This window comes from Rhodococcus sp. NPDC056743, assembly GCF_042790355.1.
Lineage (GTDB): Bacteria > Actinomycetota > Actinomycetes > Mycobacteriales > Mycobacteriaceae > Rhodococcus_F.
The window spans coordinates 246,365-258,491 of sequence record NZ_JBHTZI010000011.1; the positions used below are offsets into that span (position 1 = coordinate 246,365).

General features: G+C 63.1%; 15 protein-coding genes. 8 read left to right on the forward strand and 7 right to left on the reverse strand.

The genetic code is table 11. The features are described from left to right. Positions 1-4: 4 nt before the first annotated feature. From ACFRFQ_RS25500 to ACFRFQ_RS25525, 6 genes are all read left to right on the forward strand, one after another. The gene (locus ACFRFQ_RS25500; protein ID WP_378663948.1) at positions 5-1,114 is read left to right on the forward strand and encodes an acyl-CoA dehydrogenase family protein; all 1,110 of its coding nucleotides are present in this window, start codon (positions 5-7) and stop codon (positions 1,112-1,114) included. Positions 1,115-1,122: 8 nt separating this feature from the next. Beyond that, positions 1,123-2,295: an acyl-CoA dehydrogenase family protein gene (locus tag ACFRFQ_RS25505; protein ID WP_378663951.1), complete on the forward strand. Its 1,173-nt coding sequence runs from the start codon at positions 1,123-1,125 to the stop codon at positions 2,293-2,295. Positions 2,296-2,310: 15 nt separating this feature from the next. Continuing rightward, positions 2,311-2,925, forward strand: a complete 615-nt coding sequence (locus ACFRFQ_RS25510; RefSeq protein WP_378663954.1) for an NADPH-dependent FMN reductase — start codon at positions 2,311-2,313, stop codon at positions 2,923-2,925. Then, the gene (locus ACFRFQ_RS25515; RefSeq protein ID WP_378663957.1) at positions 2,922-4,070 is read left to right on the forward strand and encodes a CaiB/BaiF CoA transferase family protein; all 1,149 of its coding nucleotides are present in this window, start codon (positions 2,922-2,924) and stop codon (positions 4,068-4,070) included. Before ACFRFQ_RS25510 ends, ACFRFQ_RS25515 begins: the two co-directional genes overlap by 4 nt. Continuing rightward, positions 4,071-4,538 (forward strand): nuclear transport factor 2 family protein, encoded by a 468-nt coding sequence (locus tag ACFRFQ_RS25520; protein WP_378663960.1) that lies wholly within the window; start codon positions 4,071-4,073, stop codon positions 4,536-4,538. Positions 4,539-4,613: 75 nt separating this feature from the next. After that, entirely contained in the window at positions 4,614-5,174 is a 561-nt protein-coding gene (locus ACFRFQ_RS25525; protein WP_378663962.1) for a VOC family protein, read from the forward strand. Positions 5,175-5,245: 71 nt separating this feature from the next. Here ACFRFQ_RS25525 and ACFRFQ_RS25530 read toward each other — a convergent pair whose 3' ends face one another. The 7 genes from ACFRFQ_RS25530 to ACFRFQ_RS25560 are packed head-to-tail and all read right to left on the reverse strand — an operon-like array spanning position 5,246 to position 10,504. Further along, positions 5,246-5,968: a class II aldolase/adducin family protein gene (locus ACFRFQ_RS25530; protein ID WP_378663965.1), complete on the reverse strand. Its 723-nt coding sequence runs from the start codon at positions 5,966-5,968 to the stop codon at positions 5,246-5,248. Beyond that, positions 5,965-7,167, reverse strand: a complete 1,203-nt coding sequence (locus tag ACFRFQ_RS25535) for an NAD(P)/FAD-dependent oxidoreductase (protein WP_378663968.1) — start codon at positions 7,165-7,167, stop codon at positions 5,965-5,967. Before ACFRFQ_RS25535 ends, ACFRFQ_RS25530 begins: the two co-directional genes overlap by 4 nt. After that, positions 7,164-7,361, reverse strand: a complete 198-nt coding sequence (locus ACFRFQ_RS25540; RefSeq protein ID WP_378663971.1) for a ferredoxin — start codon at positions 7,359-7,361, stop codon at positions 7,164-7,166. The genes ACFRFQ_RS25535 and ACFRFQ_RS25540 overlap by 4 nt, the downstream gene beginning before the upstream one ends. Positions 7,362-7,399: 38 nt before the next feature. Next, the gene (gene hcaB, locus ACFRFQ_RS25545; protein ID WP_378663974.1) at positions 7,400-8,182 is read right to left on the reverse strand and encodes a 3-(cis-5,6-dihydroxycyclohexa-1,3-dien-1-yl)propanoate dehydrogenase; all 783 of its coding nucleotides are present in this window, start codon (positions 8,180-8,182) and stop codon (positions 7,400-7,402) included. Further along, entirely contained in the window at positions 8,179-8,490 is a 312-nt protein-coding gene (locus tag ACFRFQ_RS25550) for a hypothetical protein (protein ID WP_378663977.1), read from the reverse strand. The genes hcaB and ACFRFQ_RS25550 overlap by 4 nt, the downstream gene beginning before the upstream one ends. Then, a complete protein-coding gene (locus ACFRFQ_RS25555; protein ID WP_378663980.1) occupies positions 8,487-9,074 on the reverse strand; it encodes a 3-phenylpropionate/cinnamic acid dioxygenase subunit beta in 588 nt (195 codons plus the stop codon). The genes ACFRFQ_RS25550 and ACFRFQ_RS25555 overlap by 4 nt, the downstream gene beginning before the upstream one ends. Positions 9,075-9,076: 2 nt before the next feature. Further along, on the reverse strand, positions 9,077-10,504 hold the full coding sequence (locus tag ACFRFQ_RS25560) for an aromatic ring-hydroxylating dioxygenase subunit alpha (RefSeq protein ID WP_378663983.1): 1,428 nt from the start codon (positions 10,502-10,504) through the stop codon (positions 9,077-9,079). 265 nt (positions 10,505-10,769) lie between these two features. Between ACFRFQ_RS25560 and pcaH the strand changes: the two genes are divergently transcribed. Beyond that, positions 10,770-11,489 (forward strand): protocatechuate 3,4-dioxygenase subunit beta, encoded by a 720-nt coding sequence (gene pcaH / locus ACFRFQ_RS25565; protein ID WP_378663986.1) that lies wholly within the window; start codon positions 10,770-10,772, stop codon positions 11,487-11,489. Then, positions 11,482-12,123 (forward strand): protocatechuate 3,4-dioxygenase subunit alpha, encoded by a 642-nt coding sequence (pcaG, locus tag ACFRFQ_RS25570; RefSeq protein ID WP_378663988.1) that lies wholly within the window; start codon positions 11,482-11,484, stop codon positions 12,121-12,123. The genes pcaH and pcaG overlap by 8 nt, the downstream gene beginning before the upstream one ends. Positions 12,124-12,127: the final 4 nt, after the last annotated feature.

Genomic DNA, 12,127 nt, shown 5'->3' on the forward strand with positions numbered 1-12,127 from the left:
TATCGTGCAATTCGGTTTCACCCCAGAACAAGCCGCCCTCGGCGACAGCGTACGCCGATTCCTCGACACGTCCGATCGACAGCAGGCTCGCCAGCTGATCGACTCCGACCTCCCCTTCGACAGAGCAATGTGGCGCCGGGCGGCAGACGAACTCGGCTTGATGTCCGTACCGATTCCTGTCGAATTCGACGGTGCCGGTGCAGGAATGGTTGAACTCGCAATCATCCTGGAAGAGTTCGGTCGACGTCTCACCCGCTCGCCATTCCTCGCCAGTATCGGCCTTGCCTCGACCGCGATGCTCGCAAGCGGCGACAGGCCGGCCTGCGCCGAATACCTTCCCCGCATCGCCAGCGGCAAGCTGATCGCCACGTTCGCACTACCCGTCGGCGTCCATTCGATGGCAAACCTTCCGGTCCACGCCAGCGATGACGGACGCCTGACCGGTGTCGCCGAAGCAGTCATCGATGCCGAATCTGCAGATCTCCTGATCGTGCCGGCGCAAACCTCCTACGGCACAGACCTATTCGCTGTTCAGCGGGCCGATCTGGATGTCCCAGCCGACTCTGCCGCTCCGGCCTACGACCTGGTTACTCGGTCGAGCCGGGTCCGATTCGACGACACCCCCGCCGTTCGACTCGGCGCTCCGGACCCCGACAAGGTCGAGCGTGCATTCGCACTCGCGACCATCGCATTGGCAGCCGAGCAGGTAGGTGGCGCTGCGGCCTGCCTCGACGACTGCGTCGAATATGCGAAGACCAGAACACAATTCGGGCGAGCGATCGGGTCGTTCCAGGCTATCAAGCACCGCTGCGCCGACGTCCTCGTCAAGGTCGAGGGAGCGCGCTCACTGCTGTACCACGCTGCCTGGCTCGCCGACCAAGGCGCGACCGAAGAACTCACTCTGGTGGCGTCGATGACGAAGGCGTGGTGTTCGGACACCTACGTCCAGGCCGCCGAGGCGAATCTCTTGACCCACGGCGGTATCGGATTCACCTGGGAACACGATGCTCACTTGCATTTCCGTCGATCCCGTAGCCGCGCACTGACACTCGGAAGCTCCGACGATCACCGCGACGCGGTTGCCGTCCGACTTCTGCTCGCCGAGACCCGCTAGGAGCACCCATGGATTTCTCTGATTCGCCAGATGACGTCGCCTACCGGGAACGGGCCGCAGCGTGGCTTGCGACCAACGCACCTGCGTTCGAAGAGCCGGACACGGGACGATTGAGCGTCTTCGGATTTCGCTCGAGCACCGAATCCGTTGCCCACGTAGAACAGTCACTTGCCTGGCAGGCCCACAAGCACGCAGAAGGCTGGGCGGGCGTCGGCGTCTCGAAAGAGTACGGCGGCTCAGGCGGTAGCATCCCCCACAAGCTCTTGTTCACCGAGGAAGAGGGCCGATACCGGCTACCACTCGACGCTCAATCGGTCACCATGGGAATGGTCGTGCCGACCCTCGCCCAGTGGGGCACCTCCGAGCAGCGCGAGCGGCACCTCCTGCCACTTCTGTCCGGCCGGCAACTGTCGTGCCAGCTGTTTTCCGAGCCGGACGCCGGATCCGACCTCGCCGCCATCCGAACCACCGCACGCAAGACTGCCGACGGCTGGGTGATCAACGGGCAGAAGATCTGGACGTCCTACGCTCAGTACGCGTCCTTCGGCTACCTCATTGCCCGCAGCGAGGACGCTCCCCGCCACCATGGCCTGACCGCGTTCCTCATCGACCTGAAGCAACCGGGAGTGACGGTTCGACCGCTCAAGCAGGCAACGGGAGCGCATACCTTCAACGAGGTCTTCTTCGACGACGCGGTGGTCTCGGACGACGCGGTCCTCGGCAAGCGCGGCCAGGGGTGGGAAGTAGCGATGAGTACCCTGATGGCCGAGCGCTACTCGCTCGAACCGGAAATGGTGGGCGCGCAACCACTGATGAAACTTCTGCACACCAACGACTACCCCGCTGACCCGGCGATTCACCGGCAGTTTGCCGACGTGTACACGATCCAGCACATCCTCGGCATCCTGAAGCTCCGACTGCGCACAGCGGCCGGCGAAGGTCGCGCTCCGGGACCGGAAGGATCCATCACGAAATTGCTCTCGACAGACGGACAGTACCTCGCGGCAGACACTGCGCTACGTGCCCTCGGTCCGGACGGGGTCCTTGCGAACCCGTGGACCGAACTGCTCACGGGCGCACTGGGGATGCGGATCGGCGGCGGAACCGACGAGATCATGAAAAATGCTATAGCAGAACGGGTTTTGGGTCTTCCCCGCGAACTACGACCCCAACAGCAGTGAGAAAGGCCCTCGACAATGACCAGTGATGTGACCCGCCCCCGGAAGCTCCGCGCAGTTGCGATAGTAGGCAGCCTTCGGACAGATTCCTACAATCAGTTGTTGCTGGACAACGTCATCCGCCTGAGCCCGGATGAACTGGATATCTACCAGTTCCCCCGGTTTGCGGAAATTCCGTTGTTCAACGAGGACCAGGCCCGCCTGGGCCCACCGGAAGCCGTGGCCGAACTCCAGGCGGCGGTTCGCGCTGCCGATGCGATAGTCATCGCGACGCCGGAGTACAACTACGGCGTACCCGGAGTGCTCAAGAATGCACTCGACTGGATCTCGATGCCTCCGGGCAACTCCGGACTCGAGGGCAAGCCGATCGCCCTGATGGGCGCATCGCCGAGCATCTTGGGTACGGCACGAGCTCAATCCCAACTGCGCCAGTCGTTTGTGGCAACGGATTCCCATGTGGTGAACAGTCCGGAGGTCTTCGTCACTCGCGCGCACACCCGATTCGAAGACGGTGTTCTCACCGACTCGGGTAGCACGAAACTCATTGGGCGCCTGCTCGATAACCTCGTTCAACTGATTCGCACGGTCGAGCCCGCCGACGTGAGGCTCACCGAGCAGGTAGCCGCACGTTGAGCGGACCACTGGCCGGGATTCGCGTGCTGGAACTGCAGGGAATGGGTCCGTTGCCTTTCGTCGGCATGCTGCTCTCGGATCTCGGCGCGGACGTCGTACGCATCGATCGCGTCGGCCCCCGCACCGAGGCGCTCGTCGAGCACGAACCTGTTGCCCGAGGCCGACGCTCTGTAGCGCTCGACCTCAAGAATCCTGCGGGCGTGGAAACACTCCTGCGTCTGTGTGAGAGTGCGGATGCGTTGATCGAAGGTTTCCGCCCCGGCGTTGCAGAACGCCTCGGCATCGGCCCGGTGGCCTGCGCAGCGCGAAACCCACGCCTGGTCTACGGGCGTATGACGGGCTGGGGCCAAGAAGGTCCGCTGGCCCAGACCGCCGGTCACGACATCAACTACATCGCACTCGCCGGTGCCCTCCACGGCATCGGCCCGAGCGATCGGCCGGTTCCGCCCGGCAATGTGGTCGGCGACTTCGCCGGAGGCGGAATGCTTCTCGCTCTCGGTGTGGTCAGCGCTCTACTCGAAGCTAAGTCGTCGGGTCGGGGCCAAGTAATCGATGCCGCCATCGTAGACGGAGCTGCGCTCTTCACCACCGCGATCCACGAACTCATCAGCTCTGGGGAATGGTCCGAGGAGCGCGGCTCCAACGTCTTGGACGGCGGTGCCGCCTACTACGACGTATACGAGACAGCCGATCACCGATTCGTCACGATCGGTGCTCTCGAGTCTCGGTTCTACGACGATCTGTGTACACGCCTGGGCGTAGTTCTCGACCGTACCGACGACGCATCGGCGCGTGCCGGGTTCACCCAACTGTTCGCCAGTCGCACCCAGCAAGAGTGGTGCGATCTACTCGAAGGCACCGATGCCTGCTTCGCGCCGGTGCTCACGCCGACGGAAGCCACCAAGCATCCGGCGAACCTCGCGCGAGACGTCTTTGTCGAGGTCGGCGGTGTCATCCAGCCGGCTCCGGCCCCCCGATTCTCCCGCACACCTTCCCACATCCCACCGCCTGGCGTTGGTCCCGGCACGAATACCCGTGCAGTTCTGGGTGATTGGGGCATCGACGCTGCCGAAATCGAAACCCTTCTCGCGACCGGAGCTGTCAGCCAGCGCCCTCTAGAACCTGCACATGAAGGAGAACACTGAATGATCGACAAAACCTTCACTGCCGACGATCGAGCGGCAATCATCGAAACCTGCACGAAGATGACCTATTTGATCGACGAGCGCCAGTGGGCTGACCTCCACACGGTGTTCACCGAGTCGATCACCCTCGACTACGGCGACCTGTTCGGTGGCCCTCCGACAGACACTCCACGTGCGGTGTACATCAAGAACGCCGAGCGCCTGCTCGGCAATCTGGACGCGACACAACACCTGGTGTCCGGGCACATGGTGAGCGGCTCCGGCGACGAAGCCTGGTGCATCTCCCAAGTAGTGGCAGTTCACGTCAAGCCCAACAACTCCGGGGATTCCATGTGGACCTCCGGCGGCCAGTACGACATGCGTCTGCAGCGCTGCGAGGACGGATGGAGAATCAGCGCGGTACGGGCAATCCAGCGCTGGTGCACTGGCAATCGCGAGGTACTGAGGCTGGGCAAGCTCAACGTCTAGGCGCAGTTGCACTTATTGCTGGATCACAACTCGAACTCAGAGACACACCCAGACAGCCTGCAAAGGAGAGAAGCGTTGACCAACACGGAATTCGAACTCGGCGGAGTGTGTCACCTCGCCCTCGTATGTGAGGACATGGAGCGCACCGTCGACTTCTACACCAACATCCTGGGCATGAAGCTGGCGAAAACCGTCGCACTACCCGACGGCGGCCAGCATTTCTTCTTCGACATGGGCGCCGGCCAGTACTTGGCGTTCTTCTGGTTCCGCAATGCACCTAAACGTGCTCCCGGAATCGCCTCGGCGGCAAACATTCCCGGCCTCAGTTTCGAATTCGAGACCGCCCATGCGTCGATGAATCACGTGTCGTTCAAGATCCCGGTCGACAAATTCGACGAGTACAAGGCCAAACTCGAGTCCAAGGGCATCGTGACCGGTCCGCTGCTGAACCACGACGACAGCGAACGTGGCGTCACGCGGGACGTACACGATGGGACCTACGTTCGGTCGATCTATTTCTTCGACCCCGACGGCATTCTCTTGGAATTCGCGGCCTGGACTCGGGAGTTGCGCGACGGAGACGTCGCCCATGCGCCGGTCAACAAGTACGGAGTCCCGTCGACGAGCATGCGTTGACGATCTGTGGCCGCTCACTCCTTGGAGTGAGCGGCCACACTAGGTATTGCGACTGGTTCCGGGTTTCGTTCTCAGCCGAGCCGGGATACCTCGTGCCGCCACGCGGCGCCCAGATTGAGGCCGGATCCCAGGTTCGGCAGGTCCGCAAGGTCCTGTGCGCTGATCGGGCGTAGCGTGCCGCCCGCCGAGACGACGGCCAACGACAGCGACGCAATCGTGTCGACCGAGATGGCACGAAGCACCGCCTCCTGCACCGAGGTACCGGTGGACGTGAGGCCGTGCCCGCGCATGACAACTACTGGTCGATCGCCCAGGGAACCAGCGACATCGTCACCGAGCGCAGGGCTGTGAATCAAAGCAGCCCTGGGAAATACGGGCACTCCCCCGTGTGCCAGAACGGCCCCCGGGATATCGTAGGCCCCCACGATGGGCAGGATGGGAAGCCCAGCGAGATCGGCCGCCACAACGTTGGCGGGGTGCGCGTGTACTACCGACATGACATCGGGGCGAGCAATGAGCACCCGGCTGTGGAGCGGCAGCTCGTAAGGCACGGTGTAGCCGTCGAGTTCCCCGGGAGCTCCTGGCTCGCCGGTCAATTCGACCAACCGAATATCTTGCGCCGTTGTATGTGCCAATCCGCGCTCTTGCGCGCCACGGCACCGAACCAGCAGCTTCGTCTCGTTGATTCGATGACTGATATGCCCGAGAATGCCGGGCGCTAGTTGGCGAGCCGCCAAAACCCGGCAGCCCTCCGCCACTAGTTCGCGTAGTTCGTCCAGCTCCACGGACATCATCGCTTCACCGCCGGAGCTGAAAGCTGCGCATACACCGCGGCAGCAGGGCCTCCGGCAGCGATAGTCCGCCGGAGCTGGACCGACGCTTTGGGCCAGTTGACGGTGAATCCGCCGCTCGCCCGGCCATCGGAGTCCTGCCAGATCGCTGCCACCCGCAGTGGATCACACTGCTCCACCACTAGCGGATCGGCCGTGGTGTCACGGGTTCCGAACAACTGAATCTTCCAGTCGTACTGATCGCTCCACACATAGGCCACGGGATCGTGCGCCTGGAGATGTTCTGGGTGAACAATATTGTGAGCCAACGCGTTTGCTTGCTCAACAGCGTTGGTCCAGTGTTCGACGCGCGCCGACTTGCCGAGCCTCGGCTGGTACCACTTCGAGATGTCCCCAACGGCGTGGATGTGCGCAAAGTCGGGTGTGCGGCCGTATTCATCGCACACAACACCGTCGTCGAGCGTCAGGCCCGAGGACTCCAACCACCCGAGATTCACAACCGCACCGATTCCCACAACGACGGCATCAACGGAGAATTCGGAACCGTCCGAGAGCTTCGCACGCAGACCACCGTCGATACGATCGAGCGTGCTGACGGTGGTGCCGAATTTCGTCTCCACGCCGTGTACCCGATGCAGGTCCGAAAGACGTTCTCCCAGTCCAACTCCGACAATGCGAGCCATCGGGATGGGTGCCGGATCGACAATAGTGACATCGATGCCCTGCTTACGTGCGAGCGAGGCGACCTCCGCGCCGATAAATCCGGCACCGACGACAAGCAGGTGCACTGCACCCTCGAGGCTCTCACGCAGTGCGCGAGCGTCTGCAAGAGTGCGGAGTACATGTACACCAGGACCGACCCACGGAGAGGGCCGAGCGGCAGCGCCAGTAGCGATCACGAGCTCGTCGAAGTCGAGAACTGTGCCGTCGGCGAGTACCAGCTGGTTGGTCTGCGCCCGCAATTCGACTGCAACACTGCCCAACACGAGTTCGATGTCAAGTTCACTCGCCTCCTCGGCGGTGAGCAGCGGCACGTGCGCATCGCCGTCGAGCGGCACCTTCGAGAGCGGCGGCTTGTCGTACGGCAAGTGCGGCTCGGCCTCGACGACCGTTACGGCCCCGGCGTAGCCCTCATTACGCAACGCCCGGGCCGTACGGATACCGCCGACGGAACCCCCGACGATGAGAACCCCGCCGCTCACTCGTCCTCCAGCCAGAGGGCGTTGGCAGGGCAGCTCTTCGCGGCAGTCTCGACGCGCTGGCGGTCTGACTCGTCCACACGGGTCTTGAGCAACACCACGACGCCGTCGTCGTCCATGTCGTAGACGTCGTCCGCCGCGACCACACAATTTGCATAGCCCTGGCACAGTTCGAGGTTCGCTTTGAGGATTGCCATTGAAGGTTCTTCTTTCGGTAGGTCGCGTAGTGCGACTCTTAAACTTTGATACCCATGCCGCCATCCGAGTGGACAACGCGGCCGGAAATGCCACGTGATCGGTCGGAAGCGAGGAATACGTAACTCCACGCGTGATCGATGCCGGAGAGTGCAACTCCCAATGGGTTGCGGCCGGCAAGTTCCTTCGCCCGATCCGGTCCGTCGAGCCGGTTCTCCGTCAGACCCAGCGTCGCGAGCCCGCTCAGATCGGTGCCCAGGGTTCCGCCGGGTGCGACGCCGTTGACGCGGATGTCCGGTGCCAGCTCGTACGCGAGGGTGGTGACCAATCCGCGGACCGCGAATTTGGATGCGACATACAGGGTTCCGCCGCGGCCCGGGTAGTAGGCCGACGTGGACTCGGTGAGCACGATGGAGCCGCCCGACTCACGCAGCGCGGGTGTCGCAGCCTTGACGCTGTGCAGGTGCGACTTGACGTTGATGGCGAACATCTCATCGAACGCCTGATCCAACATGTCGGCGTCGATGCTCTCGAGCTTGCGATAGAAGTCGAAGACACCGACGCAGTTCACCAGAATGTCCAGGCCGCCAAAGCGATCCACGACGGCAGCGACTGCAGCCTGGTTCGCGGAAGCCTTGGTGGCGTCGCCCTGTACAACCTCGACTTCGGGGTGCTCGGCCGCGAGAGCCTCACACTTTGCCGCGTCGAGCTCGAGGACGCCGACACCGGCACCCTCGGCAAGGAAGGCGTCGACCACGCCGCGCCCGATGCCCGAGCCGGCCCCGACGACAAGCGCACGCTTACCGTCGAGCCAGCCGGTCACGAAGCATCCTCCGTCTCGAGGAGCGACTGGAACGGCTTGCCGACCATCGCGGACAGCGTCGTCTCGTTCTGCCACGTCAGCGCCTCGAGTTCGAGAGCGTCGAGCGTGATCCACTGGCCGGACTTCGGCGATTCGATGAGCAGCCGAACACCATTGCGGGTGTGGACCTTCGAGATTCGCATATCGGCGAACTCGTTGGCGACGACGATGGTCTCACCGTCGCGCTGGTCCTGCAGCACGCCGAGCCGGGAAGTCGCCCGGGCTGCCGCTGCTGCGTCCTCGGCCTCACCCTCCCAGGTGAGCTTCACAGGAACACCGCCAGGTTCTGCATGCGCAGCACGGACTCGTCGGCAGCGATGTGCCGGCGAGCCAGACGCCAGACGCCGTCCTCGAGACGCAGCAGGTCGACGCGACCAACCGAGAGCAGCGAGGGCTCCAGCACATCGCCGCGACTGCGGAACAACAGGACTGCCGACTCGACGACGAGCTCGTTCTCGTTCTCCGTCGCGAAGGTACGGACGTTGGACAAGTGGTGACGCAGGCGAGACGGGGGATCCTCGGCCCACGCGTGGCCGGTGTCGAAGCGTGCGACGCGGCGATTCAACGAGTACTTGTCCTCGTCGAAGTGCGCCATGTCCTTGGCCGTGTCGTAGCCGGTACCCAGCGCGGTGGTGACGCGGATCGGCATGAAGTAGTGGATGTCCTCGGCAAGGGTATCGAGCCAGGCGTCGTAGTCCTGCCGGTCGAGGATGTAAGCCTCCTCCACGAGCCAGCGGTACGCCGTCAGGTGCCGCTGGTCGTCGAACGCCAGCGACGAACCCACGGCCGCGGTCTTCGACGCATCCTGTCCGAGAGGCGAACTCGCGGAGTCGATGGGGATGTAGGTGCTCATGGTTACGCTTCCACCTTCTCGCTGCTGCACTGCGCTGCCGTCTCACTGCTGCACTCACCGTCAACCTGGGGAGCGCCAACCTGGATGTTCTCCGTGACCGGTGCCGGCTTCTCCAGATAGTCGGCCCACTCGTTGAGCAGGTGCCGCTGGTTGTATTCGCCGTAGCCGACGTGTGCGACGCCGGGACCGCAGAACTCTTCCTCGGTCAGCGGCTGTACGACGGGGCTGTCGTCGTGCAGCATGCCCATGCGGCCGTTGAGCAGCAGTCGACGAGCCATCGAGCCGCCGGCCGTGTTGGTCAGGGAGACCCAGTTCTCGACGTCGTCCTGTTCGAACATGCCGCTGGAGCCGAAGCACATCAGGTAGGCCTTGTAGGAGAGCTTCTTGAACTCCTCCGGGGCTTCCTTGTCGACGACGAACCACGAGAGAACCTCGGTCTCGTCGGCGCTGATCGGCTGCCACTGCCGGATGGAGATGAAGGGCAGGACATCGTCGCCCTCAGCGACCTTCGGCCAGTTGTGGACCAGGCTGATGTTCGGGAACACCGAGGCGGCCGAGATCATGAAGCCGTCACGTCCGATGACGTCGACCTGCTCCTGTGACCACTGCTCCTTCATGCGCTCGATCATCTCGTCGGGGTAGCCGACGTAGCTCATCTTCTCTTCGAAGGTTCCCGGGGGCAGCTTGTACGTGGTGCCGCCACCCTTGCCGGCCCAGTATGTGTTGCCATCCTTGCGCTTCTCCGCCTTCGGCTCGCGGAACAGGCCGATCTCGACGACGCTCGTGTGGGTCTGCGGCGTGTGGTACATGTCGCCGGCGAAGTTCTCGGCGCCGATCTTCCAGTTTGCCTTGACTCGCCAGCGCTGCGGTCCACGGATCTCGACGCCGCTGGCGCTCTGCTTCGTGTAGTAGTCGAGGTAGAACTTGAAGTCGCCGAGGAAGTCCTCGAGCGGCTCCGCGTTCGGGTCCATCGACACGAAGATCAGCCCGTTGTAGATACCCAGGCTGGGCGCCGGCAGCAGTCGCTGACCCTTGCGCGCGAAGCCTTCCTCCCCGCCGTAGGCCTCCTTGTGGAACGGCATGCCGACAATGCGGCCGTCGTTCTTGTAGGACCAGCCATGGTAGGGGCAGCGGAAGTGCGAGGCATTGCCCTGCTCGGCGCGGCACACCTGCATACCGCGGTGCAGGCACATGTTGAACATCGCGTGAATCTCGCCGGATTGGTCACGGCTGACGATGAACGAGTTCTCCATAACGCGGCGTACGACGTAGTCGCCGACCTGCGGCAACTCCGACTCGTGCGCAACGAACATCCATGCGCGGCTGAACAGTCGCTCCTTTTCGGCCTCGAAGACCTCTGCGTCGTTGTAGATGTGCGCAGGGAGCATGCCTCTTCGGACGTTCGCAATAACGTCATCCGCGTCATGCATGAGAAGCCTCATTTCGATAGTTTTCTGATGTACAGAAAGTTATTCTGCTTTCAGGAAGCCTTGATGTCAACCGCCAGTTCGCGTCACCCCTGATCTCAATCCCTCGACCGATTCCCCCCTTAGGGGAGAGCGAGCATCTGCTAACCAGAGACAATTGAGTGCACTAGCGAAAATGGCTTGGCCGGTATATTGACGACAAATACATAAAGTGTGCGTATTGTGAACCCAAGTACGTATTGCGAACACACGAACGACGAGGTTCCCCATGCTGCATTTACCGCCGAGGTACCAGCGGCCGACCGGCGTCAACGCCCCGGCTGATTTCGCGGACTACAAGACCACCTCCCTCCGTCACCCCAAGCAACCCCTGAAGCTGCTCCCCCAGCGCCTCACGGAATTGACCGGGCCGGTTTTCGGTGAAGACCGCGTCGGCGCAGGTGAGAACGATCTGACCATCGCCAACGGCGGTGAAGCACAGGGACAGCGCATCGTGGTGCACGGCCGTGTCCTCGACGGCGACGGCAAGCCGGTCCCTCACACCCTGCTCGAGGTGTGGCAGGCCAACGCCGGCGGTCGCTACCGCCACACGGGCGACAACTGGCCGGCTCCGCTCGACCCGTTCTTCAACGGCCTCGGCCGCTGTGTGACGGACGCCGACGGCCACTACTCGTTCACCACCATCAAGCCCGGCGCCTACCCGTGGATGAACCACGACAACGCGTGGCGACCGGCCCACATCCACTTCTCGTTGTTCGGCACGGCATTCACGCAGCGCCTGGTAACGCAGATGTACTTCCCTGACGACCCGATGTTCTTCCAGGATCCGATCTACAACGCGGTGCCCGAAGAGGCCCGTCATCGCATGGTCAGCGTCTTCGACTACGACGCCACGGTCCCCAACTGGGCTCTCGGGTTCCGCTTCGACATCGTCCTGCGCGGCCGTAATGCCTCCGTATTCGAGAACGAGGAAGACCACGATGACTGATCAGACCGCGAAGCCCGCACCTACCTATGAGGTCGTCCCCGGTGATTTCACCTCGGCGTCCTTCGGAGTCACACCTTCGCAAACCGTCGGGCCGTACTGGCACATCGGCCTCCCCTGGACGGACGGGCCCGACGCGGCTGCTTCCGACGCTCCCGGCCGAATCACGCTCACCATCACGGTGATCGACGGCAATCGCACGCCGGTAGCCGACGCGATGATCGAGACGTGGCAGGCCGATACGCTCGGGCGGTTCAATCATCCGGACGATCCCCGCGGCGCAGTGAGCCTCACCCCGGCCGGATTTCGTGGGTTTGCCCGCAGCGCAGCCGATTCCACCGGAACAGCCCTGATTCACACCGTCAAGCCCGGCGCGCTTCCCACCGAAACCGAAATCGACGAAGCACCCCATGTCAACGTCTCGATTTTCGCCCGCGGCATGCTCGATCGTCTGGTCACTCGGTTGTACTTCCCGGAAGATGCAGACGCGCACACCACCGATCCGGTTCTGAGTTCGCTCACCGAAACCGAACGCGCGAAGTTGGTTGCAACCAAGGTCGACGATGGGTACTCCTGGACGGTCTATGTTCAGGACGAAGACGCACACGGCGTCGAGACGCCCTTCTTCGAGCTGTAAAGAG

Excerpts from the sequence above, each read along its gene's own strand:
- ACFRFQ_RS25505 (WP_378663951.1), top strand. The coding sequence starts at position 1,123 with ATGGATTTCTCTGATTCGCCAGATGACGTCGCCTACCGGGAACGGGCC.
- ACFRFQ_RS25510 (WP_378663954.1), top strand. The coding sequence starts at position 2,311 with ATGACCAGTGATGTGACCCGCCCCCGGAAGCTCCGCGCAGTTGCGATA.
- ACFRFQ_RS25520 (WP_378663960.1), top strand. The coding sequence starts at position 4,071 with ATGATCGACAAAACCTTCACTGCCGACGATCGAGCGGCAATCATCGAA.
- ACFRFQ_RS25530 (WP_378663965.1), bottom strand. The coding sequence starts at position 5,968 with ATGATGTCCGTGGAGCTGGACGAACTACGCGAACTAGTGGCGGAGGGC.
- ACFRFQ_RS25540 (WP_378663971.1), bottom strand. The coding sequence starts at position 7,361 with ATGGCAATCCTCAAAGCGAACCTCGAACTGTGCCAGGGCTATGCAAAT.
- ACFRFQ_RS25555 (WP_378663980.1), bottom strand. The coding sequence starts at position 9,074 with ATGAGCACCTACATCCCCATCGACTCCGCGAGTTCGCCTCTCGGACAG.
- ACFRFQ_RS25560 (WP_378663983.1), bottom strand. The coding sequence starts at position 10,504 with ATGCATGACGCGGATGACGTTATTGCGAACGTCCGAAGAGGCATGCTC.
- pcaH (WP_378663986.1), top strand. The coding sequence starts at position 10,770 with ATGCTGCATTTACCGCCGAGGTACCAGCGGCCGACCGGCGTCAACGCC.
- pcaG (WP_378663988.1), top strand. The coding sequence starts at position 11,482 with ATGACTGATCAGACCGCGAAGCCCGCACCTACCTATGAGGTCGTCCCC.